Here is a 26,546-nt window from a genome sequence, read left to right on the forward strand (position 1 = left end):
CTATCAGCTTCAAGTATAACGAGAATTTTAGCCGAGGCGTTTCACCGTCATGACATCCTTGATCTGTTCCACACGCTTCGAAACCCGCGAAAGCACCTCAATATTGGTGACTTCTAGGTCAAAGTCCATGATGGCAAGTTGACGTCTGTAGTCGACCCGGTTCTTCATACTGGTCACTTTGATCTTTTCGTTGGCGAACAGTGTCGTAATGTCTTTGAGTAGACCACCTCGCTCCATCGCTTCAACACGCACGGTGAGGATGTATGACCCCACAAAGCCGCTGCCCCAGACCGTATCGATGATGCGCTCTGGCGCATGATGGCGCAGTTCTTCTAGCTGTTCACAGTCACTACGGTGTACTGAAATCCCACGACCTTGCGTTATGTAACCAGAAATATCGTCACCTGGAATTGGCTGACAGCAACGTGCTAGATGTGTCATTAGGTTATCGACGCCTTCTACTACAACTGCGTCTTTTTTCGGTCGGCTTTGCGCGGGTGATTTATGCTCAGCTTCTTGCAGTTTTTCCAGTGCTTGCTGGTCTTCTTCCTCTGCCGTTGGCTTGTTAACTAACGCGTTGATATGGTTAATGATTTGATTGATGCGCAAATCACCGCTACCTACCCCAACATACAATTCATCTGGTGTTTTGACGTTAAACCGCTTGAGGGCGTAATGCTCTGCATCTTTTAACGTTGCGCCAATTTTGGCTAACTCATGCTCAAGGATTTCACGACCTGCTTCGAGGTTCTTCTCACGGCTTTGTTTTCGGAACCAGGCGTTAATTTTGGCACGCGCACGACCAGAATGAACGAAGCCTAATGATGGGTTTAACCAGTCACGTGATGGGTTAGGTTCTTTCTGAGTGATAATCTCGACTTGGTCACCCATATGTAATTTATGCGTGAACGGCACAATACGACCTCCGACTTTGGCACCGATACAACGGTGTCCCACTTCGGAGTGAATGTGATAGGCAAAATCTAGCGGCGTTGCCCCCATTGGCAAATCGACAACATCACCACGTGGTGTAAAGGCATAAACACGGTCATCAAAGACTTGGCTACGCAGCTCATCGAGCATTTCGCCAGAGTCAGACATTTCTTCTTGCCAATCCAGTAGCTTACGCAGCCACGTGATCTTCTCATCATAACCGCTTCGGCTGCTTGCCCCTTCTTTATATTTCCAGTGCGCGGCAACACCCAGCTCCGACTCTTCATGCATTTGCTTGGTACGAATCTGGATCTCGATGGTTTTGCCTTCTGGCCCTAGAATTACGGTGTGGATCGATTGATAACCGTTTGGTTTAGGGTTAGCAACGTAGTCATCAAACTCGCTCGGTAGGTGCTTGTATTTGGTGTGAACTACACCCAAAGCCGCGTAACAGTCTTGCAGTTTGTCTGCGATGATACGTACTGCTCGAACATCAAACAGCTCATCAAAGGCCAAACTCTTCTTCTGCATTTTTCGCCAAATGCTGTAGATGTGCTTAGGTCGACCACTCACTTCGGCATTGATGCCCGACACTTCCATTTCGTGCGTGAGGTCTTCAACAAAGTCTTTGATGTACTGTTCACGAACGATGCGTCGCTCAGAAAGCTGCTTGGCAATTTGTTTGTAAGTTTCCGGCTGTTGGTAGCGGAAAGCGTAATCTTCAATTTCCCATTTCAGCTGACCGATGCCTAATCGGTTTGCTAGCGGCGCATAGATGTTGGCACACTCTTTTGCCGCCGCACGTCGAACTTCATCAGGCGCTTTTTTAACTTCAATAAGGTTACAAATTCGCTCCGCAAGCTTGATAACCACGCAGCGGAAGTCATCCACCATGGCAAGCAGCATGCGGCGTACGTTATCTACCTGAGATGACGCTGCACTGCCTTCCATGTTGACGTTGAGTTGGCCAATAGCAGCCATTTCTTCAACGCCGTCGATTAATTTTATGATTTCTTTGCTGTATTTCTCTTCCAGAATTTCTCTGTTAAAAGCACCACTTGAAACCAAAGGAAACAGTTGAGCAGCCACTAAAGTGGCTTGATCCATAGACAAGGTGATCAAAATTTCGATCATTTCTCGTCCACGCCACAACAACAGCTCCGCTTGCTCGTTATCAGCCAATACCGTCTGGCAATCTCGATATACTTCGATTAAGCGTGAGGCTGTGTTTTTCTCTTGTCCTAGGCTAGCCACCCAGTTTTCGAGTTCAAACTGTTCATCTTGGTTTAAATGCGCGCTTCTTACCGCAACCATCTCATCATCCTAATTATTATATTCGTGTGGTTTGACTAACACCGTCCAGGTTAGTTCTTTTTACCGCGCGTACACGCTGGCTTTATGACCACCCACCACAAATAAGGGGTCAAAGTCCTAAAGTTAGGACTTTTCAAACAATGCCATCGATTCTAGATGACTGGTATGAGGGAACATATCCAGCATACCTAATTTCGTTAATTTATAGCCTTGCTCTATCAAGCTTTGACTATCCCTAGCAAGGGTAGCAGGATTACAAGAAACATAAACTACACGCTGTGCGCCAAGCTCAGAAACTTGATCGATGATCCCACTCGCTCCCGCGCGTGCCGGGTCTAATAATACTTTATCAAACCGCTCTGCGGCCCAGGCTTGGCCTTCAAAATCTTGCTCAAGGTTAGCGTGATAAAATTGCGCGTTATTGATTTGGTTCAAAGATGCATTGTTTGTGGCTTTTTCTACCATCTCTGCAACACCCTCTACTCCAACCACGTACTTAGCTAATTTCGCAACTGGTAAACTAAAGTTGCCTAAACCACAGAACAAATCTAACACTCGGTCACTCTTTTGTGGGTCTAACCACTCAACCGCTTGTTTGACCATTTGTTGGTTTACACCTTGGTTTACTTGAATAAAGTTATTTGGTGCAAAAGGGATTTTCACTCCAACTTCTTGATAAAAAGGCATATCGCCTTCGATAAGGTCTAATTGTTCTGTCGATGGCATTAAGTACAACGATGCGCCATGACGTTTTGCCAACTCCGTTAGAGATTGAGTTTCACTCGTTGTCAGAGCGCTCAAGTGGCGCAGCGTAATACACGGACCATTATCACCAAGTACCAGCTCTACATGACCCAATTGTTCCGGCTTTTTGAACGCTTTTAGGGCTGAGTAAATCTCTGGCAGCAAAACATTCAGTTCCGGTGCCAGCACTGGGCAATCGGTCACTTGCGCAATTTGCTTACTCTGCTTTTTACGGAAACCAAAATGTAGCTGACGTGTTCTTTTATCAACAAACAAGCTCACTCTCGCACGGCGACGGTAGGCCTGCGAATATCCCAATAACGGGGCATCTAGTTCAATGTCACTGCCTGAAAATTTTCGCATTAGCTGACGCAACGTTTGCTGTTTGTACGTCAATTGTTGGTCATAATCTAGATGCTGCAAATCACAGCCACCGCACTCATTATAATGTGGGCAAAATGGCTCCACACGAGCTTCACTCGGCTTAAGGATTTTAATCAACTTACCGCGAGCGTATTTGCTCTTTTCTTCCACCAATTGAGTGACCACCTCCTCACCTGGCAGTGCTCCATCAATAAACAATGGCTTCTTTTTGAGGTAAGCAATGCCTGCGCCGTGGTGATCTAAACGCTCTACTTGCACTGCTTGGTGCCGAGTATTGAGTTGGGTTTTCTTTTTCGGTTGAAAGATGCGTGCCATGCTCTATGCCTGATTTATGTGTAATTGCTCTTCGGCTTCACTATTCTTGATTGCAGCCGTTGTGTGATTCGAGTGACTTGATTATGCTTACCGTTTATTCGGTGACGTCACTTCTTTGCTCAAGGCTTTATCGTGCGCTTGAGAAATAATGCGTTATTTTCCCATATCCAGACTCCGATGTAATTAGATAACATGACCAGATATGGCTTACGAGCACGTGTAATTACACTAACTCTCGCTCCCACTCTCATTATTGGTTTATTACTGAGCGGCTTTTTCTCATTTAACCGCTACCAAGACCTTGAGAAACAAGTTATCACCACTGGTAACAGCATTATTGAGCCGCTGGCGATTGCCAGTGAAACTCATCTACTATCAGAAAGCCGAGAGGCGGTACGTCGCTTGATAAGCTACGCGCACCGTAAAAACTCCAAACTGGTTCGTAGTATCGCGGTATTTGATGAACATCATGAGCTCTTTGTAACCTCTAACTTTCATCCTAATTTTGAAGCCTTGATGTTTCCCAAAGATAAACCGATCCCGCAACTGGGTAATTCGGAAATCTACGAAAACTCACTGATATTGCGTGTCCCCATTTTGTCAGAAGGTCACTACTTAGCGGAGTTGTCGAACGAAAGCCAAGGCACAAAAGCGATTGGTTACATCGCCGTCGAGTTAGATCTCTCCTCCTTGAGGCTGCAACAGTATCAAGAAGTCTTCTCTGCGTTTTTAGTTCTGGTTCTCGGTCTTGGCTTAGCAAGTGTGTTTGCTTCACGTCTAATGCACGATGTGACCCAACCTATCACCCACATGAAGAATGTCGTTGACCGCATTCGCCGCGGTCATCTGGATGTGCGTATCGAAGGCAAAATGCACGGGGAGTTAGACCAGCTAAAAAATGGCATCAACGCCATGGCGGTATCGTTATCAGAATATCACGTGGAGATGCAGCACAGTATAGACCAAGCCACGTCCGACTTACGTGAAACGCTTGAGCAGCTAGAAATTCAGAACGTTGAGTTGGATATCGCGAAGAAACGCGCGCAAGAAGCGGCCAGGGTTAAGTCAGAGTTCTTGGCAAACATGTCGCACGAGCTGCGTACTCCGCTCAATGGGGTGATTGGCTTTACTCGTCAAATGCTTAAAACGCAGCTTTCTAACAGCCAAACGGATTACCTACAGACGATTGAGAAATCGGCGAACAACCTGCTGAATATCATCAATGACATTCTCGACTTCTCGAAACTTGAAGCGGGTAAGCTGGCGCTGGAAAACATTCCTTTTGATTTCCGAGAAAGTTTAGAAGAGGTAATTAACCTACAAGCCACAAGTGCACATGAGAAAGGGTTAGAAATCACCCTAAAAGTGGACCCTAAAATTCCACCGGGTTTAGTTGGGGATCCACTACGTATTCAGCAAATTTTGACGAACTTAGTCGGTAACTCAATCAAGTTTACCGAGCGAGGCAACATTGATGTTAGCGTAGAAATGCGCTCTCAATCAGGAGACTCCGTCGAACTGCAATTCATGGTGCGTGATACCGGTATTGGTATCTCTGAGCGTCAGCAAGCGCAGTTGTTCCAAGCCTTTAGCCAAGCAGATGCAAGTATTTCACGTCGTTACGGCGGTACTGGTCTTGGTCTGGTTATCACTCAGAAACTGGTGAGCCAGATGGGCGGCGAAATCAGTTTAACCAGCCGTCTACACCAAGGTTCAACCTTCTGGTTTACGGTGCGCTTGCACTCAACCGAGATGCCAATGAGCGAACTGATTGAAGTGGAACTTCTGACTGGGAAGCAGTTACTGCTGATTGAACCAAACATGCAAGCCGCATCCGTAACCCAACAGATTCTAAGTCAGGAGGGTATTTTAGTAACCTACCGCTCTTCGCTACCAAACAACGAAGAACAATATGATTATGTACTGTTGAATTTAGCGGCCAACCAGACTCACGATGCGGAAGTTATTACACCTTGGATAGAACAAGCGAAACGCATGGCTCCGAGTGTTCTCCTAGGGACACCGAGTACCGAATTGGCGCTTGCGGACCAAATAATGACAGAGCATCACGTCCAGTGCCTGACGAAACCATTGTCTCGCCGTAAGTTGCTACAAAGCCTGATTAGCGAACATGTAGAATCGCCACCGGTATTAAGCGCTCCAATTACGCCAAGCGAAGGGGACCGTTTACCTCTCACTGTACTAGCAGTGGATGACAACCCTGCAAACTTGAAGCTGATCTCTGCACTACTCCGCGAACGAGTAGAAACCGTCACCGCCTGTAGCAATGGCCAGCAAGCGGTGAACCTGGCGACAGAGAAAAAGTACGATTTAATCTTCATGGATATTCAAATGCCACAAATGGATGGTGTGACCGCTTGTAAGCACATTAAAGAGTTGGAGCTAAATAAAGACACGCCAGTGATTGCGGTAACGGCGCATGCCATGGCAGGGGAACGAGACCGCTTGCTCTCGGCAGGAATGGATGACTACTTGACCAAACCTATTGAAGAGCATGTGCTACAACAGGTTTTGGTTCACTGGAACCCAAATGCTTGTACAGAGAGCATTGGCAAAGTCGCCCCTTCATACGTTGATGAACCTGAAGGAAGCGCACCACAATCCGTTTCTTCGCCTCAGCAGGATGTGATTATTGATTGGCAAGCAGCCTTGAAACAGAGCGCGAATAAAGAGGATCTCGCTAAAGACATGCTACGCATGTTGATTGAGTTCATCCCTGAAGTAGAAGCAGTCGTTGACCAAGCTCTGGAGCAAGAAGATATCTCTCGTGATGACCTAATTCATGTCATCCATAAGCTGCACGGCAGTAGTTCATATTGTGGCGTTCCAAGACTGAAGTCACTCTGTGCGACGCTTGAGCAAGCACTGCGCTCAGGGATCAGTCTTGAGGAGGTTGAGCCTGAAATGTTCGAGCTGCAAGATGAAATGATTAAAGTAACAACAACCGCAAAGTTATACCTTGAACAGTGATCTATTGAAGAGAAACAAAAGCCAGAGCAAATGCTCTGGCTTTTTAGTATTTTGTTTAAGACTTACAAGCTAGGATTCAAAAATGACCGTCGCCACAGCGTAATGACGCTCATCGGAAATGGACAGGTGAATGTGGTTAACACCCATCGCATCCGCTATTTGCTTGGCTGTGCCCGTCAATGCGAGTACTGGTTTTCCAAGCTCATCGTTCGAGATGGAAAAGTCGTGAAACGTGACCCCTTTTGCGATCCCTGTCCCCAATGCTTTTGAGGCAGCTTCTTTAACAGCAAAGCGCTTAGCAAGATAACGACCTTGCAGCTTAAGCTGTGAGAATTTGGCCATTTCTTCTTCTGAAAGAATCCGCTGAGCAAAAGGTTCACCACTACGAGCTAACGCTTTTTCAATACGCTCAATTTCTGCAATGTCGGTCCCTAACCCTATAATCGCCATCTAGATAGCCCTATGACTGGCGAGCCTCAATCATCAATGCTTTCATGTCAGCAACCGCTTTATTTAAACCATCAAATACCGCGCGACCAATGATTGAGTGACCAATGTTGAGTTCGTAAATTTCTGGTAATGCAGCAATTGGTGCGACATTGTGATAAGTCAGGCCATGCCCGGCATTAACAATAATACCTAGATCATGTGCATAACTAGCACCAGCGGCAATCTTCTTCAGTTCAGCTTGTTGCTCGTCTTCTGTCGTCGCATCTGCATAATGGCCAGTATGTAGCTCAATAAACGGAGCGCCACACTTTTTCGCAGCTTCAATCTGTTGACGGTCAGCATCAATAAAGAGCGAAACTTTGATGCCTGCATCTGTCAGCTTTTTCGTCGCAGCTTTAATTTTTTCAAGCTGCCCTACTACATCTAAGCCACCTTCCGTCGTCAGTTCTTCACGCTTTTCAGGCACTAAACACACAAACTCTGGTTTAGTTTGCAGCGCAATCTCAACCATTTCGTCCGTCACTGCCATCTCTAGATTCATACGCGTTTGAATGGTTTCACGCAGAATACGTACATCACGATCCAAAATATGGCGACGGTCTTCACGTAAGTGGATAGTGATACCGTCCGCGCCTGCACGCTCAGCAATTTCAGCAGCGTGAACAGGATCTGGGTATTTTGTACCACGTGCATTACGTAGAGTGGCAATATGGTCGATATTGACGCCTAAATAAATTGAGCTCATTTTCCGTTACTCCGTGCTCTGGGGGTCTGAATGAAAAATTCACGACTTTTTAAAGGTTTGCCGCCAAGATACGGCTTTAAGGCTATACGTGTAAAGCGTTTTGCCGCTTTTAGCTGCTCTTTAGTGACGAACCGCCGCTCACTGATAGCAATCAGTTCATTCCCTAAAAACGTGAGGTTATCGCGCCTAACCGAAGCAATAAACCCTTTCTGTTCCCGGTAACGATAGGTCATTTCTGGATCGACGGGCTCGCCGGTACCTGCACAATGCAAAAAATCCACGCCATACCCCATCGCAGACAGCAAGGCTAACTCAAAACGACGCAGTGCAGGCTCAGGGTTCTCGTTGTGCGCCAACTCGGTTAACGCATGCAAATAATCATGAAATAGTGCTGGCATCGGCACTTCAGCCATCAAAATACGGCCAATCAGTTCATTGACGTACATGGCTGAGTAGAGATTAATGCCCGTTAACGGCAAACCTAGACTTATCGGCTCGGCTTGACGCAAAGTTTTCATCGAGCCTTTCCCCGACCATTTAAGTAATAGCGGGGTAAAAGGTTGCAATGCGCCTTTTAAGTTCGAACGCTTACTGCGCGCGCCTTTGGCCATTAAAGTCATTCGGCCATATTCCTCACTAAATACATCAAGGATTAAGCTCGATTCACTGTAAGGGCGTCGGTGCAATACAAAACAGCGCTGTAAACCTTCGGAAGACAGATTACTCATCTAAGTCATTGTGCCTAAAAAGTGTGAAATAAAAAATAAGGAGCCGAGCGGCTCCTTATTTTAATCGATACTGATTTTTCATCGATGTTGGAGCGAAGCACCTTCGCAGCCAAGATTATAAATCGTCTATATAACCCAACGAACGCAACGCTCGTTCGTCGTCTGCCCAGCCAGATTTCACTTTTACCCAGGTTTCTAGGTAAACTTTACGACCGAACAATTCTTCCATATCCAAACGCGCTTCGCGACCAATGGTTTTAATCTTCTCGCCGCCTTTGCCAATCACCATTTTCTTCTGACCATTACGCTCAACAAGAATCAAGGCATTGATGTGGAAACCGTCGGTTTCGGGGTTGTAATCAAAACGTTCAATTTCAACCGTTACTGAGTATGGCAGCTCTTCACCAGTAAAGCGCATCAGCTTTTCACGCACAATCTCAGACGCCATAAAACGCTGAGAACGGTCAGTCACGTATTCTTCTGGGAAGTGATGCGTTGCTTTAGGTAAGTGATTACGCACGTGCTTACGCAGTACGTCAATGTTCTTACCTTGCTTGGCAGAGATTGGCACAACATCCACGAAGTCCATCTTCTTCGACATCTCCGCCATGTGTAGCATCACGTCGTTACGATCTTGTACGTTGTCGACCTTGTTTACACAAAGCACAACTGGGAAGTTCGATTTTTGAAGTTTGGTCAGCACCATCTCATCGTCTTTAGTCCAATGCGTACCATCGACTAAGAAGAACACAAGGTTTACATCACTCAATGACGAGTTAGCTGCACGGTTCATCAAACGGTTGATCGCACGCTTTTCTTCAATGTGAAGTCCAGGCGTGTCGACGTAAATCGCTTGGTAATCGCCGTCCGTATCCACACCCATAATACGGTGGCGTGTCGTTTGCGGCTTACGAGAGGTGATCGAAATCTTCTGACCCAAAATCTTGTTCAAAAGTGTCGACTTACCTACGTTTGGACGACCAACAATAGCAATAAAGCCACAGTGTTGGTTTTCTGGCGAGCTTGGCTCACCTTGTGATGCGAAAAACGCATCGATATCGAATTCGTTATCAGCCATTTGTCAATTGCTCAAGTGCTGTTTCAGCAGCCGCTTGTTCTGCCTTGCGGCGGCTGGTGCCTTTACCGATTACAGGCTTATCCACACCTGCTACTTCGCACTCAACCGTGAACTCTTGGTTGTGCGCTTCACCTTTAATATTAGTCACTGTGTAGACAGGCAGCGGTTTTCTTCTGCCTTGTAGGAACTCTTGTAGGCGAGTTTTCGGATCTTTCTGTGAAACGCCTGGTTTGATGGCTTCAAGGCGTGACTGATACCAACTCAGTACAATGCCTCGCACAACTTCAAGATCACTGTCTAGGTAAATTGCGCCAATAATGGCTTCAACCGCATCGGCTAAAATAGAGTCTCGGCGAAAACCGCCACTCTTCAATTCACCTGGACCTAATTTTAAATAATCTCCTAGATCGAATTCACGACCCAGTTCCGCCAATGTATGTCCGCGAACCAAAGTAGCACGCATGCGGCTCATGTCACCTTCGTTCACTTTTGGGAAACGATGGTACAGATCATCAGCGATGACAAAACTTAAAATTGAATCGCCCAGAAACTCAAGACGTTCATTGTGCTTACTGTTGGCGCTGCGGTGCGTCAGCGCCAAATTGATAAGCCCGGCATCTTGAAACTGGTAGCCGAGCTTTCTCTCTAGTTTATCAATTGGAGAATTCATACTCTCTCGATATTTGAATGGTTAGTGAATGCCACCGATGCGGTTAAAACGCACACCAGTTGGAATCCATGAAGGTAGAACACTATCTGCGCCACGATCAAACTCGAAGCTGATCCAGATCGCGACAGCTTTACCGACTAAGTTTGCTTCTGGAACAAAGCCCCAGTAACGGCTGTCAGCACTGTTGTCACGGTTATCACCCATCACAAAATACTGACCTTTGGGTACAACCCACTCTGTCGTTCCGCTGCGTGGGAAATATTGCTCCACGCGGTTACGCACAAGAGGGTTAACCAAAATATTGTGCTCAACGTTACCCAATTTTTCATCCAGTTGGATCATTGGAATACCGTTCGAGCTAAACTGACTTTCTTCAACATTGCTCAGTTTAACTGGCTTACATGCCGATTCGCCTTGGCTTTGCACGCAAAGCTGCTTATCACTTGAATAACGCACGATATCACCAGGTAAACCAACTACACGCTTAATGTAGTCCACACTTGGTTGTGGTGGGTATTTGAAGACCACGATATCACCACGCTCAGGCTTACCAGTTTCCACTAGCTGAGTACGCCATACTGGGTCTTTTAGACCGTACGCGTACTTCTCAACTAAAATGAAATCGCCAACCAGCAAGGTAGGCATCATTGAGCCTGATGGGATTTGAAATGGTTCGTAGATAAAAGAACGTAATACTAAAACGAACGCGATCACAGGAAAAATAGAGACGCTATTTTCAACCCACCAAGGCTGACGCTCTACTTTTTGCAAGGTCACTGCATCCAAACCATTAGACGTCTGAGCTTGAATCTCAGCCAGTTTTTCCTGACGCTTTTTCGCGAAAACCAGCTTTTCCAATAGCCAAACCACGCCAGTTACCAAAGTCGCAATAACCAACATCAGTGAGAATGTATTCGCCATTAAATTCCCTTATCTAAAAATACGAAAGTGAAAGAGCCGAAACCCTTTCACTTATTTTAATATCTAACGTCTTAAGACCGACAAGTGTGAGACAAAGTTCAACTTTAGTCTTTACCTACGTGAAGGATGGCTAGGAACGCTTCTTGAGGCAGCTCAACGTTACCGATCTGCTTCATGCGTTTCTTACCTTCTTTCTGTTTCTTCAGAAGTTTCTTCTTACGACTTACGTCACCGCCGTAACATTTCGCAATAACGTTCTTACGCAACTGTTTTACCGTTGAACGAGCGATAATGTGGTTACCAATTGCCGCTTGGATTGCGATATCAAACATTTGGCGAGGGATGAATTCTTTCATCTTCTCTACCAACTGACGACCGCGAGTCTGAGACTGATCTTTGTGTGTGATCATCGCCAATGCATCAACAGTGTCACCGTTAAGAAGAACGTCTACACGTACCATGTTCGAAGCTTCAAAACGCTGGAAGTTGTAATCCAAAGATGCGTAACCGCGTGATGTTGATTTCAGACGATCGAAGAAATCCAGTACCACTTCAGCCATTGGAATATCGTAAGTCACAGCGACTTGGTTACCGTGGTAAACCATATCAACTTGACTGCCTCGCTTTTCAACACACAGTGTGATTACGTTACCTAGGTACTCTGAAGGCACAAGGATGTTACAACGCGCAATCGGTTCACGAATTTCTTCAATATCATTGATCGCTGGTAGTTTTGCTGGGCTATCAACATACAGCAGATCGCCATCCGTCTTCTCAACTTCGTAAACTACCGTTGGTGCTGTGGTAATAAGATCCAAGTCGTATTCACGCTCTAGACGCTCTTGGATGATTTCCATGTGCAACATGCCAAGGAAACCACAACGGAAACCAAAGCCAAGTGCCGCAGAGTTTTCTGGCTCGTAGAATAGCGATGCGTCGTTAAGGCTTAGTTTGCCTAGTGCGTCACGGAAGTTTTCGTAATCGTCGGAAGATACAGGGAACAGACCTGCGTAAACCTGAGGTTTAACTTTCTTAAAGCCTGGTAGCGGTTTATCACAACCATTCTTCGCTAGAGTCAGCGTATCACCAACAGGGGCACCAAGAATGTCTTTGATGCCACAAACAACCCAACCTACTTCACCAGTACGAAGGGTATCGGTATCTACTTGTTTTGGCGTAAAGATACCAAGGCGGTCTACACCCCAAACTTGGCCCGTACTCATCACTTTGATCTTATCGTTCTTCTTCAGTTCGCCGTTTTTAATACGCACTAGAGAAACAACGCCAAGGTAGTTATCAAACCATGAGTCAATGATCAGCGCTTGTAGTGGCGCATCTGGATCACCTTCCGGTGCTGGAATCGCTGACACAATGTTCTCTAGAACGTCATCAACACCAATGCCTGTCTTCGCAGAACAGCGGGTTGCTTCCATTGCATCGATACCAACGATTTCTTCAATTTCTTCCGCTACACGCTCAGGATCGGCTGCTGGTAGGTCAATCTTGTTCAAGATTGGCACAACCTCTAGATCCATTTCGATCGCGGTGTAACAGTTAGCTAGTGTTTGAGCTTCAACACCTTGACCCGCATCCACAACCAATAGCGCACCTTCACAAGCCGCTAGAGAACGTGATACTTCATATGCAAAGTCAACGTGCCCCGGAGTATCGATGAAGTTCAGCTGATACGTCTCACCGTCTTTAGCGGTGTAGTTTAGCGTCACACTCTGAGATTTGATGGTGATGCCACGCTCACGTTCAAGATCCATAGAATCCAGAACCTGTGCGGCCATTTCACGATCGGTTAACCCGCCACAAACTTGGATTAGACGGTCTGATAGGGTCGACTTACCATGGTCGATGTGGGCGATAATCGAAAAGTTACGAATGTGCTTCATAGATTTAGGGTGACTAACTCTTTACAAATAGGGACAGTAAGAAACGCCATCTACTGACGGCATTTCAATCAAGTTGGCAGATTCTACCGAATTTCGTTAACGGGCGCACGTAATTTAAAGTACATACCCAAATAACCTTTAGTGGAGGGGGACAGCACTTACTGGATTGGCTCTCCAAGTACCCGAACGAGGGTAACTTGGCGCTTGGATTCATCTTCTAACGGACGAGAAACACGTTTTGCGATCCACATTCCACCAGCGGCAAACAATACCGATGCCAATATGATGATGCCTTCCCCGCCGGCTGTCAGCGGCGCTAATAGGAAGTGACCAAACATCGCACCGATAATCAAACCAAACAATGGCAGTAAATAAACCGCCATTGCTGATTTTATTAGGCTCGACTCAGGAAAACCAATCTCGACGACTTGACCTATTTTCACCGATTTATCCGTGCGCAGGTGCCAAGATAAACTCTTGTTACCAATGGCTTTAGTAACAACGCCCGTTCCACAGCTTTTCTGTGAAGAGCAACTACTGCAACTGGTCTGCTGTTCGCAACTTAAATCAATTTCGTATTGCTTGCCGCGACGATGCACGTCTGTCACGGTAGCCAACGCGGTCATCATTGTTATTTACTCTTTGTTACATTAAATGTGACTGATTGGGCGATACGCTGTGCTGTGGTCGGTGGAATGTCTCCTACAACAGAGATTTCATGTTGACCGCTCACAAAACTGTGTAGCGTTCTTCTGCCTTGGCGAACCAACTGCCCTTTTAACGAATGCTCATCCTTGTTTGCTACGTAAACAGAGAAGCTAAACAGACCATCAGAATACAGCTGGCTCTCCACCATTTGGTTAGTAACGGCCATACGATAGCGGTTGAGCTCGTTCGGCTCGAAACCCTCAGGGATCCAACCAACCTGCCAATTACTGGTCCCAATATCGCCTTTTGGCATGGTGAGAACAGCAGGTAATTGAACATCTTGCAGGCCACTCATTAACTCTGCGATTTTTGGGTTTACCGTGTAAGAAATAGTGCGATATTGTTCAAGCATTTCACCATCGCGGTCCACAAGGTCGGCACGCAACGGCAATTTACTCTTTTCATCGATCCATAGTACGTATGAATAGCGCAGACCGTCTTTAGGAACAATACGCAGCACTTGTGTTGCCACACCAGCTTCACGAGCTCTACCCACTTTTACATAGTCGTAATACAAGTTTAGCTCATCGATATTGGTGTTGAGCATAGGCATAGTCGGAGCGACCATTTTACCTGACTCGATGGTGAACGGTTCTAAACCCGTTTCGATATAACTTACTTCAGTTCCGCGACGAATCACTTCACGCACAGGGCCACTTAAGTAGACAAGATGAGCATATTGATCGTCACCATGCGTGGCATGACGATACAGCAACGGCTCAATGCTGTTCTTTTTGATAAGGATATAAGAGAGTTCGTAACTTAAATTCTTACTCGCCTCGCTCATTTGATGCAATAAAGCCTCCGCTGGCTTGTCACCAGCAAAGGCTTGAGAAGACATCATACTGAACAGAGCGCAAGCGCTGATCAGAAATTTTTTCATTCAATATCCGGATTCAGATTTGCATCTTGTTGAGATGCATCACTGTTAATTCGTAACTGCAATTCGTAGTCTCGCAGCATAGCATGAACACGCTTGCGCTGCTCTTGCATATTTGCCTCGCCTACAGAACGTTCTACAGACTCACGAGTCAAACTCACTGGTTCTGCGCTGCCAGCAAACGGAACCGTCTGCAATACAGGTAATTGATCTGTTTGCGGCGACATTGAATCGCTACCACCGTACTGCTGTACACCTAAAATAACAACAAGCGATACACATGCAGCAACAGCAACTTGACCAAACTGCGTCAACCAACCTGGCAACTGACGTTTTGCTTTTTGCGGTTCTGGTTGCGACTCTTTTGGCGTATCCGCAATTGAGATAACATTTGCACTGTGCGAATCAAACGCACGGTGTGCAGGTTCATCTTCTAACGCTAACGCCACGCTTTCAGCAATATTCCACTCAGGTTTTGCTGGCGCTTCGCCTCGCATCACATCACCAATCAGGTGATAGTTCTGCCAAGCATCACGGCTCTCTTGGTCTTGCTCTAACTCTTGAATTAAAGCCTTATCGACCAATTCTCCATCCATGAGAGCTGAAAGTTTTTCTTTGTCAGCCATTATTTTCACCATAGTTATTACTTGTACTAGCGTTGCAAAAGAGGTCTGATTTTCTTTTCCACCGCCTCACGAGCACGGAAGATACGCGATCGTACCGTTCCTACCGGGCAATCCATCACTTCTGCAATTTCTTCATAACTCAAGCCATCGAGCTCTCGTAATGTCATTGCGGTTTTTAAATCTTCAGGTAAAGCTTCGATTGCACTGAACACCACCCGTTGCAATTCTTTGGACAACGTTAAGTTCTCAGGGTTCGATATTTCTTTAAGTGCACTACCTGTTTCGTAAAATTCAGCATCTTCAGCATCGACATCTGTCGCTGGAGGTCTACGCCCTTGAGCAACAATGTGATTTTTCGCAGTATTCACTGCAATGCGATACAGCCACGTATAAAACGCACTTTCCCCACGAAAGCTAGGGATAGCTCGGTAAGCTTTAATAAACGCTTCTTGTGCTACATCTGGTACATCGCCAGGATTACTAACGTATCTGGAAATAAGATTACATACCTTATTCTGGTACTTTGTTACCAACAGGTTGAATGCTTGCTTATCGCCATTCTGAACTCGCTCAATCAATACTTGATCGGTCAGCTGCTCGTTCATTCGAGCGGATACTCCTATTTGTTATGCCCCTACTCTTCTCAGATATGGGTACTAATTATGCAAAACGTAGTATTGACACCACTGCTTACTTGAGCACTATTGTGACCCTAACGTGAATGAGAAAGTTCCATGGTTTCTCAAGTTTTTTGTCATTGTTTTTTCACAGTGTGATGTCTGTACCCAAATGACCACCGCTGCCTGACTTTAGTCTAAGTTTGACAAGCGAGCATCTTGGAGGGAAATGGGTATAATGAATGATCTCTGTCCCAGATTGTGCTGGGTCGAGCATGGAAAAGCAATGGCATTGACAAACTATTACTTTTCATTTGCATGGCTAATGGCTATCTGAACACCGCGTTACAAATTATAACTTAGGAAGCATGCTCATGCTCTGCATGAAAAAGAAGAGTGGCTCAGTCACCGCCGTAACACGGACGTCGATAGGTCTCCCAACTTAGCCCTTAGCGACAGATGTCGCGATAATGGAATGCACATGGTGTGCAAATAATACACAAGGTAACTTTGTTACCTTAGCTTGGGATTATAAAAGTTATATGAACACAAATCGTGAACATGAGTGTGATGTATTAGTGGTAGGGAGTGGCGCGGCAGGTTTGTCGTTGGCTTTGCGCGTTGCTAACCACTGTAAGGTGATGGTGCTGAGTAAAGGACCACGCAGCGAAGGGGCGACATACTATGCTCAAGGCGGTATCGCTGCCGTATTTGATGAGTCAGACACCATTGATTCACACGTTGAAGACACGCAAATCGCCGGGGATGGTATTTGCGATGAGGAGACCGTAAGGTTCATTGCTGAGCATTCAAAAGAGTGCGTACAGTGGTTGATTGACGGTGGTGTCCCATTTGATCGTGAAGAAGATGACTCTGACGATGAACCTCGCTACCACTTAACTCGTGAAGGTGGTCATAGCCGTCGTCGTATTCTTCACGCGGCAGATGCGACAGGTATGGCGATGCAAACCTCCCTGCAAGATAACGCTCATAACCATCCAAACATTCATGTTCTCGAACGTCACAATGCTCTGGACTTAATCACCGAAGACAAAATTGGCGGTGATAAAAACAAAGTTATCGGTGCTTATATTTGGAACCGCAACGAAGAGCATGTCGAAACCGTGCGAGCCAAATTTGTGGTTCTCGCTACAGGTGGTGCTTCAAAGGTTTATCAATACACCTCTAACCCAGATGTGTCGTCTGGTGATGGTATTGCGATTGCTTGGCGTGCAGGGTGTCGTGTGGCGAATATGGAATTTAACCAGTTCCATCCGACGTGTTTATATCACCCAGAAGCACGTAACTTCTTGCTGACTGAAGCGTTGCGTGGCGAAGGTGCTTACCTGCGTCGTCCAGATGGCTCTCGCTTTATGCCAGATTTCGATGAACGTAAAGAGCTTGCTCCGCGTGACGTGGTGGCTCGTGCTATCGACTTCGAAATGAAGCGTTTAGGCGCCGACTGTATGTATCTCGACATCAGTCATAAGCCTGCTGACTTTATTACGAAACACTTCCCAACCATTTATTCACGTTTGATGGATTTGGGCATCGACATGACTAAAGAGCCAATCCCAATCGTACCTGCTGCACACTACACTTGTGGCGGTGTCATGGTGGATAGAAATGGCTGCACCGATCTGAAAAATTTGTATGCGATTGGTGAAGTTAGCTACACCGGGCTGCATGGTGCTAACCGCATGGCATCAAACTCACTTCTCGAATGTGTGGTTTATGCTTGGTCTGCGGCAAAAGATATTCTAAAACATCACACTAACGTTGAGCTACCCTCACAGGTGCCATGTTGGGATGAAAGCAAAGTAACCAATAGTGATGAAGAAGTGATCATTCAGCACAACTGGCACGAGCTTCGTCTGTTTATGTGGGACTACATGGGCATTGTACGAACTGACAAGCGTTTAGAGCGCGCCTTACGCCGTATCCAACTGTTGCAACAAGAAACACACGAGTACTACAGCAATTTCCGTGTGTCGAACAACTTATTAGAACTGCGTAACCTTTTACAAGTCGCAGAGTTGATGGTTCGTTGTGCGATGCAGCGTAAAGAGAGTCGAGGTTTGCACTACACGCTTGACTATCCGAACCAACTGGAAAACAGCGGCCCAACGATTTTGGTTCCAGCTAAACAGCTTTAACTTTACCAAGTAAACTATTACATCAGCAGGGAGCATTAGCTCCCTGTTTCATTTCCCATTGGCGTAATACCAAAGATAGTTGACGATACTGCTCATCGTCACAGCTATCACGCCAAATCGTAACACTACGGCCAGATTGCAATTGGAATGTTATCTTGAATGGTGATGCCGATGTATCGACTCGCTGTAAATGACCCTTTTCGGACTCAATATCTTCCGAGCATTCGCCACACTCAAGGGCATCAAACCTAACCGAGCCATCGCAGTGCACATACCAATGCCCATGACTTGTAGGTTGAACAAGGCCTTGGCTTGAGAGAGCCTTAACAATCAGTAATAACAAATAAGTCGATAATACGAGCGGAACACTAGAGAAGATAACAGCCCAAGTCATCAATAAGAAAAGTACAACATTGAAGACTCGGGCAGTCAGAGAGGGAGAAGCAGTAAAATTAACGAACTTTGCTGAGGTTATGGGCGACAATTTTATCAACCATTGCTGCATGACCTAAATTTTCGCTACGGCCATGCCCCATTACCCAAGTAAACAGATCAGGATCATCGCATTCAAGTAAAGAAACAAAGTCACGCTGCTCTTGTTCACTCAGAGTATCAAAGCACTCTTCAAAAAACGGCATAATTACTACGTCAAGCTCAAGCATGCCTCGACGACAAGCCCATTTAATACGCGCTTTTTCTTCCGGAGTGTACATTCACTATTCCTTCATAGATGTCTTGTTGTTAGTGCGGAGTGTAACAAGGGATGTGCTACGTCACTAGTGTGCGGGTCACAATACGATAGTGAAAGCAGACAAATGTTGATTCGTAAATCGCTCCCCTAGTATCTCAAGGTTATTTGGGTATAACATAGCGGAAAAATATCTTCAAAAGGCATTGTAATTATGGAATGGCAAACTCGTTTTTCAGCATTACCTCTCTCAACTCAAGACGCGCTTCCAGAGTTATCTATCTCACTGCTGGATAACTTCGGCATGATCACCATGATCGGTGATGATAAAAAATCATACTTACAAGGTCAGGTTACCTGCGATGTTGTTTCTTTAGAACAAGACCAATCAACACTGGGCGCACATTGTGATGCAAAAGGCAAAGTGTGGAGCGTGTTCCGCCTTTTCCATCATCATGATGGCTACGGCATGATCCAACCAAAATCGGCGATTGACGTAGAACTTAATGAAATAAAGAAATACGCCATTTTCTCTAAAGTAACGATTGAAGCTTCTGATGACGTTATCTTAGGTGTTGCTGGCGTCAAAGCCGACGAATTCATTTCAACAATGAGCAAGACAACTGGCAGCGTTCGCCCAGTTGACGGTGGCACAGCAGTGCAAGTTGCACAAGATCGCTGGTTACTGATATTAAGTACGCCAGAAGCACAGCAAATCGTTGAAACTACCGACGCTGTCTTTACGACAAATGAGCTTTGGAATCGTTTCGATATTGAGGCAGGTTTACCATTTGTCTCTGCATCCGCACAGAATGCTCACATTCCACAAGCACTCAACGTGCAAGCTTTAGGAGGCATTAGCTTCACAAAGGGCTGCTACACGGGACAAGAAACGGTAGCACGAGCGAAGTATCGCGGTACCAATAAACGTGCGATGTATATCGTAAAAGGTGCAACTTCTGCTCCATTCAGTGACGAACCAATTGAGCTCGAACGCAGCGTAGGTGAAAACTGGCGTTCAGTAGGTGCTTTATTAAATCACTACCAGTTCAGTGACAATCACGCGATTGGCCTGATCGTACTGCCTAATAATCTCGATGAGGACACTCGTCTTCGTTTGGTTGCGCAACCAGAATGTGAATGGACAATCGAATCACTGCCTTACAGTCTTGATGATGAGTAATACAATCAATACTCCTTTGATGCAATTTCTCACAGACCAACACATTCCGTTTCGTCTGTTACCGCATCAAAGACCAGCAACCACCATTGAGGATGCCGCGCACCAACGCGGCATTCGCCCCTCTCAAATGGTGAAAGCAATCTTGCTACGAGACATGGGTAATCAATATGCACTCGCCTGTGCGCCAGGTGATCGTAGCGTTGATCCCAAAAAAGTGCGCTCGTTACTGAAATGTCGCCGGATGACTTGTGTTGATCAAGCCGATGTTGAGTCCATCACTGGTTACAAAATTGGTACTGTCACTCCTCTGCTACTCAAACGTCATATGCCAATCGTGTTCGACCCTAGCTTACTAGAAGAACAGGAAGTCACGATCAGCAGTGGCGATCGAATGGCTGGGCTGGCGCTTTCTATTCAAGATCTTATCCAATTGTGCCAGCCGACCGTAGCTGAGATCTGTCGTTAATCGTCTAAAAACAATGTAATGACACGTAGTGTTTCTATCACTGTGTGATCTCGCTCATATCTACAAAAATAGACATGAGAATTTTTAATCACATATAAAACATAAATAGTCACAAAGATAAAACTCGTATATGCTGAATTTGTTGGTTAAGTTTCAAACAAGCACTTAACCAATATAAAGTGAGTCAGCTAGCTGAGTGACAGCATTCATGCAGTTAGTTATCCACTTTTGTGTAATGCATCTGTGACTATTCGCCCGCTGAAGCGGGCTTTTTTTTACGTGGAACTTTTTCTCTTTCATTTCCTCTAATCGTTAGAACGTAAAGTGTGTTACGCCAAGCACGACCTTAATAGAAACAACTAGCAAACAACCGTTTTCGTTCTATTCTTAATTCTGTAACAAAACTATTGCTTAATGCGTCACGTAAAAAGGAGTGTATTGGCGTAAGGGTTCCTTTAGAGAGGTTATTTTTGGGGTAATCCTCACGCTATTTAAGAGATGACACTGTCAAATTGTCTAAGACAACACAATTCTCTGACGCAACACCCTACATCTGTATTTAATACTATTGCTGTCACAATAATTTTCGCGTCCAGAACGTAGAATACCTAGGCTAGGTTAGATAAAAGGAAAGTAAATATGAGACTGTTTAAGCGCTATACACCAAGTATGATTGCTAAACATATAAGTCGTCTTTTTAAAGGAAGAATTTATATTTACGGGGTCGGTAGATTCGAGTTTGATAACGGTAAGTTAATACTGCCGGAGAAAGCAGAGCAACGCCATTTCCGAGCGGTCAAAGAGATCAATCAAGAAATAATGAAACTCCGATGCGCATATGCTTAGCAAAATGTTGATAAAACAAAGGCTGGATTAACCAGCCTTTTGTGTATTTGAAGTTCGCTTTGCACTTACTGACGCGCCAGATCCGGCAAGTGTCCCTTTAAACCAAGCGCGCGCTTCATGATCTCATCTTTCGCTCCCGGCAGTTGCCCCGCTAAACTCAAGCCAATGCCACGAACAAGCTTCTTAGCAGGGTTCTCGCCAGAGAACAAATCTCGAAACCCTTGCATAGTAGCGATCATCTTTGCCGCTTCCGCTTTTCGCCAACGCTCGTAGCTTCTTAGGTTGCGTTTACTGCCGATATCTTGACCCTGCTTCCAAAGTGCTAATACTTCTTGAGCAAGACTGGCCGCATCTAATAAACCTAAATTCACACCCTGCCCCGCTAATGGGTGAATGGTATGGGCCGCATCACCAACCAGCGCGACTCGCTCGACAACAAAATCTCGCGCATAGCGCATTTTCAAAGGAAACGCAGCACGCTCTCCCACTACTTCACATAGACCAAGTCGAGCATCAAACTCACTCGTCAACGCTTTATTGAAATCATGTTCACTCATTGCCACTAACTGCTCTGCTCGATTTGGCTCCGTGGACCAAACGATAGAGCACATATCTGGTTGCGACATTGGCAAAAATGCCAACGGTCCGTGAGGAGTAAATATCTGGCGCGCAATGCTGTTGTGTGGCATAACAGTTTTGACATTCGCGACCAAAGCATGATGACCATAGTCCCAATGCGTTAATGGAATATCCATTTGATGGCGAAGCCACGAATTCGCCCCATCGGCTCCGACCACTAATTTAGCGGTCATGGCTTGGCCATTATCGAGCGTCAGCCAGCTTTCTTGCTCACCGACCGCGAGAGTCGCGCAACGTGCAGGCATAAACATCGTGACGTTATCGAGCTTTTGGACTTGTTCAAGCAGTGCAAGTTGAATCACACGATTCTCAACAATATGCCCTAAATCAGGTTGTGCCATACTTTGTGCATTAAATTCAATGCTGGCAAAGCTATCTTGTTCCCATACTTCCATGCCATGGTAAGGTGAAGCTCGGCGCTGTTCTATGCCCTGCCAAGCACCAAGTTTACGCAAAATCGTCTCACTAGAGCGGCTCAGCGCAGACACACGAACATCGGGTAATTCTTTCAACGAATCATCTGGCACTTTACCTTCAATAACGGCGACACGCAGATCACTGTCTTTGAACGCGGCAGCAAGTGCCAACCCAACCATCCCTCCGCCGATGATGGCGATATCTACACTTTGCATCATTGCTTTTTATTACCTAATTCAGTGCGGCCGTTCATCGTTTTACCAAGCCAAGTGTATGGCGTAGTAGCGGCTGCTTAAAAATAGAAAGGTTATCCATCGCTGCTAAGGCAGTATTTCGGCCAATTCGCATCGCGGGTAAATCATTTGAAAAAACATGCACTAAGGCACTGGTTAGCCAAATAGTTTCGCTTCGATCTGCTTCTCTACGTTGACTAAAGCGCATCAGGCCTTGATAAAGACCCACATCCTCACTTTGCTGCACAATTTCTTCTGCTAGTGAGACTACATCGCGAATACCGAGATTAAAGCCTTGTCCAGCTATCGGGTGCAGCGTTTGCGCCGCATTTCCAACAATCGCAAAGCGATGTGAAATATTTTGCTTTCGATGGCGAAGAAGCAATGGGTAACTTGCACGGCGCCCCACTTTTTTCATCGCGCCTAAACGCCAACCAAAATCGTTCTGTAAACGCTGGAGAAATGCTTGATCAGATAACTCAAGAACGGCTTGGGCTTCTTCAGGGTGCAAACACCAAACTAAGGACATTCGATTGTCACTCATTGGCAATAAAGCAACTGGGCCATTCTCAGTAAAACGTTCAAAGGCTCTACCTTGATGAGGTTCTTGAGTCACAATATTGGCAATGACAGCCACTTGTTCAAAATCTTGCTCAGAAAGTTCTAGACCAATTTTCTGACAACAGGTCGAAACAGCACCATCTGCAGCCACCAGCAGTTTTGCTTCAAGTTGCTCACCACTTTTCAACGTCACATGGGTACAGTTTTGCTCGCGCTCGATATCGGTAACGGAGTCAGGACAAAACAGCGTAATTGACTCGCTACTGTCTAATAATTCTTGATATACACGCCCAACATCGGCTAATTCTACAACATACCCTAGAGCTTCAACCCCAACCTCTTGCTTGGTAATCTCCGTCATCCCAGCATGAGAACGGTCAGAAACGTGGATATGTTCAATGGGTGTGACAAACGGTTCTACTGACGTCCAGAGCTGTAGTTGACGCAACAGATTGACAGTACCGTAAGACAATGCGATTGAGCGAGAGTCAAAACCAGGGTGCATATCTGATTGTGCTTTAAAAGGCTCAACGACGGCAATGCGGAGCTTTCCCTGAGACAAATGGTCAATCGCCAATGCTAACGTTGCACCAGCCATGGCACCACCAGCAATGACTACATCATATTGCTTCATACTAACCTCTGGACGGTCTACGATTAGTGAATAGTAGGTTTTTTGTCGCTGCTTTCAGGACGAACACCAAATTCAGCATGAATCGTTAGTACGCAAGCTTTGATGTGCTCAATCACTTGCTCTAGCAATTGCGCTTGTTCACCAAGATCGTCATCTTCATCAATGCCTAATTTGGCAATCTCTTCTAGATCAGCCAGTGCTTCTTTAGCGTCATCAGATGCTTTGTTAAGCGCAACGCCTGCTAGACCTAGCCCAGAAATAAAGTGGTTTACAAAGTCGGACACACTGTCGGCTAATGCGAATAAGCCTTCTTCGCCCGGCTCATCTGGCAATAGTAAAGACAGCTCCATTGATGTGCCAGTAAGCTCATTAACAGTAACGTTGAATATGCTCTGAGCAAAAGTGAGTGCTGTCGAGGGCCACCCCATCCCATCATTGGTGTAGTCAAAAAGAATCGGCTGCCAAGTTTGATCATTGATCGCCAATCCACCACTTAACATGCCAACAAATAAGCCATGTAACTCCGCCGGTGTCACAGCCAGGCTTGCCGATTGCAGTTCAGCAGCAATAGATTGGTATTCAGGAAGGGTGATTTCACTCATAACTTGGCTCATTCTTGCGTAATAATGTATTGGTATATCCTACCATCAAGGTTAGTGGTCTGAAACGGCTATCAAATTCAATTTTGGACAGCATTTGTTCAATTTGCCCAATTCCTGTGTGATCTCGTCATCATTTCTCTTTCTGTGATGGGAAATGCTTGAATCTTAATAGCGGTTTTCCTATAGTTTGCTCCTCGGTAGTTGTATGAAGCAACACCTTAGATAGCGCGAATATAGAGTTTATTCATCATGAGCAATCAAGCGATCGACGTTGAAATATTAGGCAAACTTACACGTGTGAATTGTCCGACAGGACAAGAAGAGTCTCTTGTTGCAGCGGCAAAAGATCTTGATCGCCGATTGAAAGAAATGAGCGAACGTACTAAGGTAACCAATGAAATCCAACTGCTGACCTTTGCTGCATTGAATATTTGCTATGAGTTGCACACCAAGTCATACGAATCCAATGGTCAACAGCAAGAAATTACTGAGCGAATGGAAAAGCTCACCGCGTCTTTAGAGAACGCACTAAGCAAAGTTACGCAAGGACAGCAGTAAATACAAAATTTACCCTGGGGTGTGCGTCAGCAGGATTTAAGTCCCTGAGCCGATAAGCAATACCTAAGGGTTAGTATTTGGTAACTATTGAGCAAGCTCGGCATGCACCGAGAAGCCTACGGTTGTCATTGCTGATCCGCCTTGAACCAGCTGGTTCAAGGGCCACAATCCTCAACGGCACCCTGGGGTATTCTCTCTATGTCAGACCTCTCTCGACAAGACTTCCGCAAACTGATTCGTGAAAAGCGCAACGCTCTGTGCAGTGATACACAATACCAAGCGGGAATCGACCTTATTACTCAATTTTCCCAACTTCCTGAAATCGAGCAGGCGCAACATATTGCCATCTACCTTTCTGCAGACGGTGAGCTTGATACTAAACCGCTCATTGAATGGTTATGGCAACAGGGAAAATCGGTTTATCTGCCCGTCATCCATCCCTTTTCTAAAGGTCAGTTACTGTTTCTTCAGTATATAAGTGATGAACAGCTCGTCTACAACAAGTACGGCATCTTAGAGCCCAAGCTCGATATCAGACACCTCAAACCCGTTCGCCAGCTTGATTTAATCTGCACACCTTTAGTTGGGTTCGACAGCATCGGACACCGCTTAGGCATGGGCGGGGGGTACTACGATCGTACTCTGTCACGTTGGTTTATAACTGGAGAGGGAGCTAAACCTGTTGGTATCGCTCATGACTGCCAACATGTAGAACGCTTACCAATTGAAAGCTGGGACATTCCATTACCTAAGATCGTGACCCCAAGCCAAATATGGCAATGGGAAAGTGACAAGTAAGCCGCTATAATCACGCCCGCAAACGTTAACGAACATCTATTCAGGAGATTGGCATGACTCAAGATGAAATGAAAAAAGCGGCTGGTTGGGCAGCACTAAAATATGTTGAGAAAGGCAGCATTGTCGGTGTTGGTACTGGCTCTACCGTGAATCACTTCATCGATGCACTAGGCACTATCAAAGATGATATTAAAGGTGCAGTGTCTAGCTCTGTCGCTTCAACTGAGCGCCTTAAAGAGCTTGGTATTGAAGTATACGAGTGTAACGATGTAATGAAGCTGGATGTGTATGTTGATGGCGCTGATGAGATCAACCCAGCACGTGAAATGATCAAAGGCGGCGGCGCGGCTCTGACTCGTGAGAAAATTGTCGCAGCAATCTCTGATAAGTTCGTATGTATCGTTGACGGCACTAAAGCAGTTGACGTACTTGGCCAGTTCCCATTGCCTATTGAAGTAATCCCAATGGCACGCTCTTACGTGGCTCGTGAATTGGTAAAACTAGGTGGTGATCCAGCTTACCGTGAAGGCGTTGTGACTGACAACGGCAACGTGATTCTGGATGTGCACAATATGCAAATTACCAACCCGAAAGAAATGGAAGACAAAATAAACGGCATCGCTGGTGTGGTGACTGTGGGTCTTTTCGCTCATCGTGGTGCAGACGTAGTGATCACTGGCACACCAGAAGGTGCAAAAATTGAAGAATAAATAACAGCCCAAAATGAACCTATCTGGTTCACTTTTCTGTTATTTCATTACAT

The 26,546-nt window shown here is 45.8% G+C and carries 26 protein-coding genes and 1 other RNA gene; 9 read left to right on the plus strand and 18 right to left on the minus strand.

The window, feature by feature from the left end; genetic code table 11:
* Nucleotides 1-27 precede the first annotated feature (27 nt).
* A complete protein-coding gene (relA, locus tag R7E47_RS20685; RefSeq protein WP_005380915.1) occupies nucleotides 28-2,247 on the minus strand; it encodes a GTP diphosphokinase in 2,220 nt (739 codons plus the stop codon).
* Nucleotides 2,248-2,370: 123 nt separating this feature from the next.
* Nucleotides 2,371-3,690 (minus strand): 23S rRNA (uracil(1939)-C(5))-methyltransferase RlmD, encoded by a 1,320-nt coding sequence (rlmD, locus tag R7E47_RS20690; protein WP_064354305.1) that lies wholly within the window; start codon nucleotides 3,688-3,690, stop codon nucleotides 2,371-2,373.
* Between the two features lie 192 nt (nucleotides 3,691-3,882).
* On the opposite strand from rlmD, the gene barA reads away from it, so the two are divergent.
* Nucleotides 3,883-6,681 (plus strand): two-component sensor histidine kinase BarA, encoded by a 2,799-nt coding sequence (gene barA / locus R7E47_RS20695; protein WP_033907441.1) that lies wholly within the window; start codon nucleotides 3,883-3,885, stop codon nucleotides 6,679-6,681.
* 69 nt (nucleotides 6,682-6,750) lie between these two features.
* Here the strand turns inward: barA and acpS are convergent, their stop codons facing one another.
* The 11 genes from acpS to rpoE form a co-directional block, all read right to left on the minus strand.
* Nucleotides 6,751-7,131, minus strand: a complete 381-nt coding sequence (gene acpS, locus R7E47_RS20700) for a holo-ACP synthase (protein ID WP_005380927.1) — start codon at nucleotides 7,129-7,131, stop codon at nucleotides 6,751-6,753.
* A gap of 10 nt (nucleotides 7,132-7,141) precedes the next feature.
* A complete protein-coding gene (gene pdxJ, locus R7E47_RS20705) occupies nucleotides 7,142-7,876 on the minus strand; it encodes a pyridoxine 5'-phosphate synthase (protein WP_005384579.1) in 735 nt (244 codons plus the stop codon).
* Entirely contained in the window at nucleotides 7,873-8,604 is a 732-nt protein-coding gene (gene recO / locus R7E47_RS20710) for a DNA repair protein RecO (RefSeq protein ID WP_005384578.1), read from the minus strand. Before recO ends, pdxJ begins: the two co-directional genes overlap by 4 nt.
* A 115-nt stretch (nucleotides 8,605-8,719) precedes the next feature.
* On the minus strand, nucleotides 8,720-9,682 hold the full coding sequence (gene era, locus R7E47_RS20715) for a GTPase Era (RefSeq protein WP_005380931.1): 963 nt from the start codon (nucleotides 9,680-9,682) through the stop codon (nucleotides 8,720-8,722).
* Nucleotides 9,675-10,352 carry a ribonuclease III gene (gene rnc / locus R7E47_RS20720; protein ID WP_005380932.1) on the minus strand — a complete coding sequence of 226 codons (678 nt, stop codon included), beginning with the start codon at nucleotides 10,350-10,352 and terminating at the stop codon, nucleotides 9,675-9,677. Before rnc ends, era begins: the two co-directional genes overlap by 8 nt.
* A 21-nt stretch (nucleotides 10,353-10,373) precedes the next feature.
* Nucleotides 10,374-11,273, minus strand: a complete 900-nt coding sequence (lepB, locus tag R7E47_RS20725; protein WP_104979692.1) for a signal peptidase I — start codon at nucleotides 11,271-11,273, stop codon at nucleotides 10,374-10,376.
* Between the two features lie 104 nt (nucleotides 11,274-11,377).
* Nucleotides 11,378-13,171, minus strand: coding sequence for a translation elongation factor 4 (gene lepA / locus R7E47_RS20730; protein WP_005380934.1), 1,794 nt, complete (start codon nucleotides 13,169-13,171; stop codon nucleotides 11,378-11,380).
* A 158-nt stretch (nucleotides 13,172-13,329) separates the two neighbouring features.
* A complete protein-coding gene (locus R7E47_RS20735; RefSeq protein ID WP_005384575.1) occupies nucleotides 13,330-13,800 on the minus strand; it encodes a SoxR reducing system RseC family protein in 471 nt (156 codons plus the stop codon).
* 2 nt (nucleotides 13,801-13,802) lie between these two features.
* The gene (gene rseB, locus R7E47_RS20740; RefSeq protein WP_005380941.1) at nucleotides 13,803-14,762 is read right to left on the minus strand and encodes a sigma-E factor regulatory protein RseB; all 960 of its coding nucleotides are present in this window, start codon (nucleotides 14,760-14,762) and stop codon (nucleotides 13,803-13,805) included.
* Complete coding sequence (locus R7E47_RS20745; protein WP_005380944.1) at nucleotides 14,759-15,385, minus strand: sigma-E factor negative regulatory protein; 627 nt, start codon at nucleotides 15,383-15,385, stop codon at nucleotides 14,759-14,761. Before R7E47_RS20745 ends, rseB begins: the two co-directional genes overlap by 4 nt.
* A 26-nt stretch (nucleotides 15,386-15,411) precedes the next feature.
* Nucleotides 15,412-15,990 carry an RNA polymerase sigma factor RpoE gene (gene rpoE / locus R7E47_RS20750; RefSeq protein WP_005380946.1) on the minus strand — a complete coding sequence of 193 codons (579 nt, stop codon included), beginning with the start codon at nucleotides 15,988-15,990 and terminating at the stop codon, nucleotides 15,412-15,414.
* A 554-nt stretch (nucleotides 15,991-16,544) separates the two neighbouring features.
* Here rpoE and nadB point away from each other — a divergent pair.
* The gene (nadB, locus tag R7E47_RS20755) at nucleotides 16,545-18,158 is read left to right on the plus strand and encodes an L-aspartate oxidase (RefSeq protein WP_005380947.1); all 1,614 of its coding nucleotides are present in this window, start codon (nucleotides 16,545-16,547) and stop codon (nucleotides 18,156-18,158) included.
* A gap of 22 nt (nucleotides 18,159-18,180) precedes the next feature.
* Here nadB and R7E47_RS20760 read toward each other — a convergent pair whose 3' ends face one another.
* Both R7E47_RS20760 and R7E47_RS20765 read right to left on the minus strand, forming a co-directional pair.
* Complete coding sequence (locus tag R7E47_RS20760; protein ID WP_318085042.1) at nucleotides 18,181-18,642, minus strand: protein YgfX; 462 nt, start codon at nucleotides 18,640-18,642, stop codon at nucleotides 18,181-18,183.
* Nucleotides 18,611-18,871: a succinate dehydrogenase assembly factor 2 gene (locus R7E47_RS20765; protein WP_005380951.1), complete on the minus strand. Its 261-nt coding sequence runs from the start codon at nucleotides 18,869-18,871 to the stop codon at nucleotides 18,611-18,613. The genes R7E47_RS20760 and R7E47_RS20765 overlap by 32 nt, the downstream gene beginning before the upstream one ends.
* 189 nt (nucleotides 18,872-19,060) lie before the next feature.
* Between R7E47_RS20765 and ygfZ the strand changes: the two genes are divergently transcribed.
* From ygfZ to R7E47_RS20780, 3 genes are all read left to right on the plus strand, one after another.
* Nucleotides 19,061-20,029, plus strand: coding sequence for a tRNA-modifying protein YgfZ (gene ygfZ, locus R7E47_RS20770; RefSeq protein WP_149191722.1), 969 nt, complete (start codon nucleotides 19,061-19,063; stop codon nucleotides 20,027-20,029).
* Nucleotides 20,022-20,495, plus strand: a complete 474-nt coding sequence (locus R7E47_RS20775) for an aminoacyl-tRNA deacylase (protein ID WP_005384562.1) — start codon at nucleotides 20,022-20,024, stop codon at nucleotides 20,493-20,495. The genes ygfZ and R7E47_RS20775 overlap by 8 nt, the downstream gene beginning before the upstream one ends.
* A 639-nt stretch (nucleotides 20,496-21,134) precedes the next feature.
* The gene (locus R7E47_RS20780) at nucleotides 21,135-21,341 is read left to right on the plus strand and encodes a DUF1107 domain-containing protein (RefSeq protein ID WP_005380970.1); all 207 of its coding nucleotides are present in this window, start codon (nucleotides 21,135-21,137) and stop codon (nucleotides 21,339-21,341) included.
* A gap of 65 nt (nucleotides 21,342-21,406) precedes the next feature.
* Here the strand turns inward: R7E47_RS20780 and R7E47_RS20785 are convergent, their stop codons facing one another.
* Genes R7E47_RS20785 through R7E47_RS20795 form a run of 3 tightly spaced genes read right to left on the minus strand, consistent with a single transcriptional unit; the run spans nucleotide 21,407 to nucleotide 24,427 of the window.
* On the minus strand, nucleotides 21,407-22,615 hold the full coding sequence (locus R7E47_RS20785; RefSeq protein WP_054701892.1) for an FAD-dependent 2-octaprenylphenol hydroxylase: 1,209 nt from the start codon (nucleotides 22,613-22,615) through the stop codon (nucleotides 21,407-21,409).
* A 31-nt stretch (nucleotides 22,616-22,646) separates the two neighbouring features.
* Entirely contained in the window at nucleotides 22,647-23,825 is a 1,179-nt protein-coding gene (ubiH, locus tag R7E47_RS20790) for a 2-octaprenyl-6-methoxyphenyl hydroxylase (protein WP_005380974.1), read from the minus strand.
* Between the two features lie 23 nt (nucleotides 23,826-23,848).
* Nucleotides 23,849-24,427, minus strand: a complete 579-nt coding sequence (locus R7E47_RS20795) for a YecA family protein (RefSeq protein WP_005380976.1) — start codon at nucleotides 24,425-24,427, stop codon at nucleotides 23,849-23,851.
* A 249-nt stretch (nucleotides 24,428-24,676) separates the two neighbouring features.
* Here R7E47_RS20795 and R7E47_RS20800 point away from each other — a divergent pair, with 249 nt between their 5' ends.
* The 4 genes from R7E47_RS20800 to rpiA all read left to right on the plus strand — a co-directional run bounded on the left by R7E47_RS20800 (nucleotide 24,677) and on the right by rpiA (nucleotide 26,493).
* Nucleotides 24,677-24,985, plus strand: a complete 309-nt coding sequence (locus R7E47_RS20800; protein ID WP_005384553.1) for a cell division protein ZapA — start codon at nucleotides 24,677-24,679, stop codon at nucleotides 24,983-24,985.
* Between the two features lie 8 nt (nucleotides 24,986-24,993).
* Nucleotides 24,994-25,178, plus strand: a non-coding RNA gene (gene ssrS / locus R7E47_RS20805) — 6S RNA.
* Between the two features lie 5 nt (nucleotides 25,179-25,183).
* The gene (locus R7E47_RS20810) at nucleotides 25,184-25,783 is read left to right on the plus strand and encodes a 5-formyltetrahydrofolate cyclo-ligase (protein WP_025768838.1); all 600 of its coding nucleotides are present in this window, start codon (nucleotides 25,184-25,186) and stop codon (nucleotides 25,781-25,783) included.
* Between the two features lie 53 nt (nucleotides 25,784-25,836).
* On the plus strand, nucleotides 25,837-26,493 hold the full coding sequence (gene rpiA / locus R7E47_RS20815; RefSeq protein WP_132936934.1) for a ribose-5-phosphate isomerase RpiA: 657 nt from the start codon (nucleotides 25,837-25,839) through the stop codon (nucleotides 26,491-26,493).
* The last annotated feature ends 53 nt before the right edge of the window (nucleotides 26,494-26,546 follow it).

This window comes from Vibrio sp. Vb1026 (genome assembly GCF_033338745.1).
Classification (GTDB): Bacteria; Pseudomonadota; Gammaproteobacteria; order Enterobacterales; family Vibrionaceae; genus Vibrio; species Vibrio alginolyticus.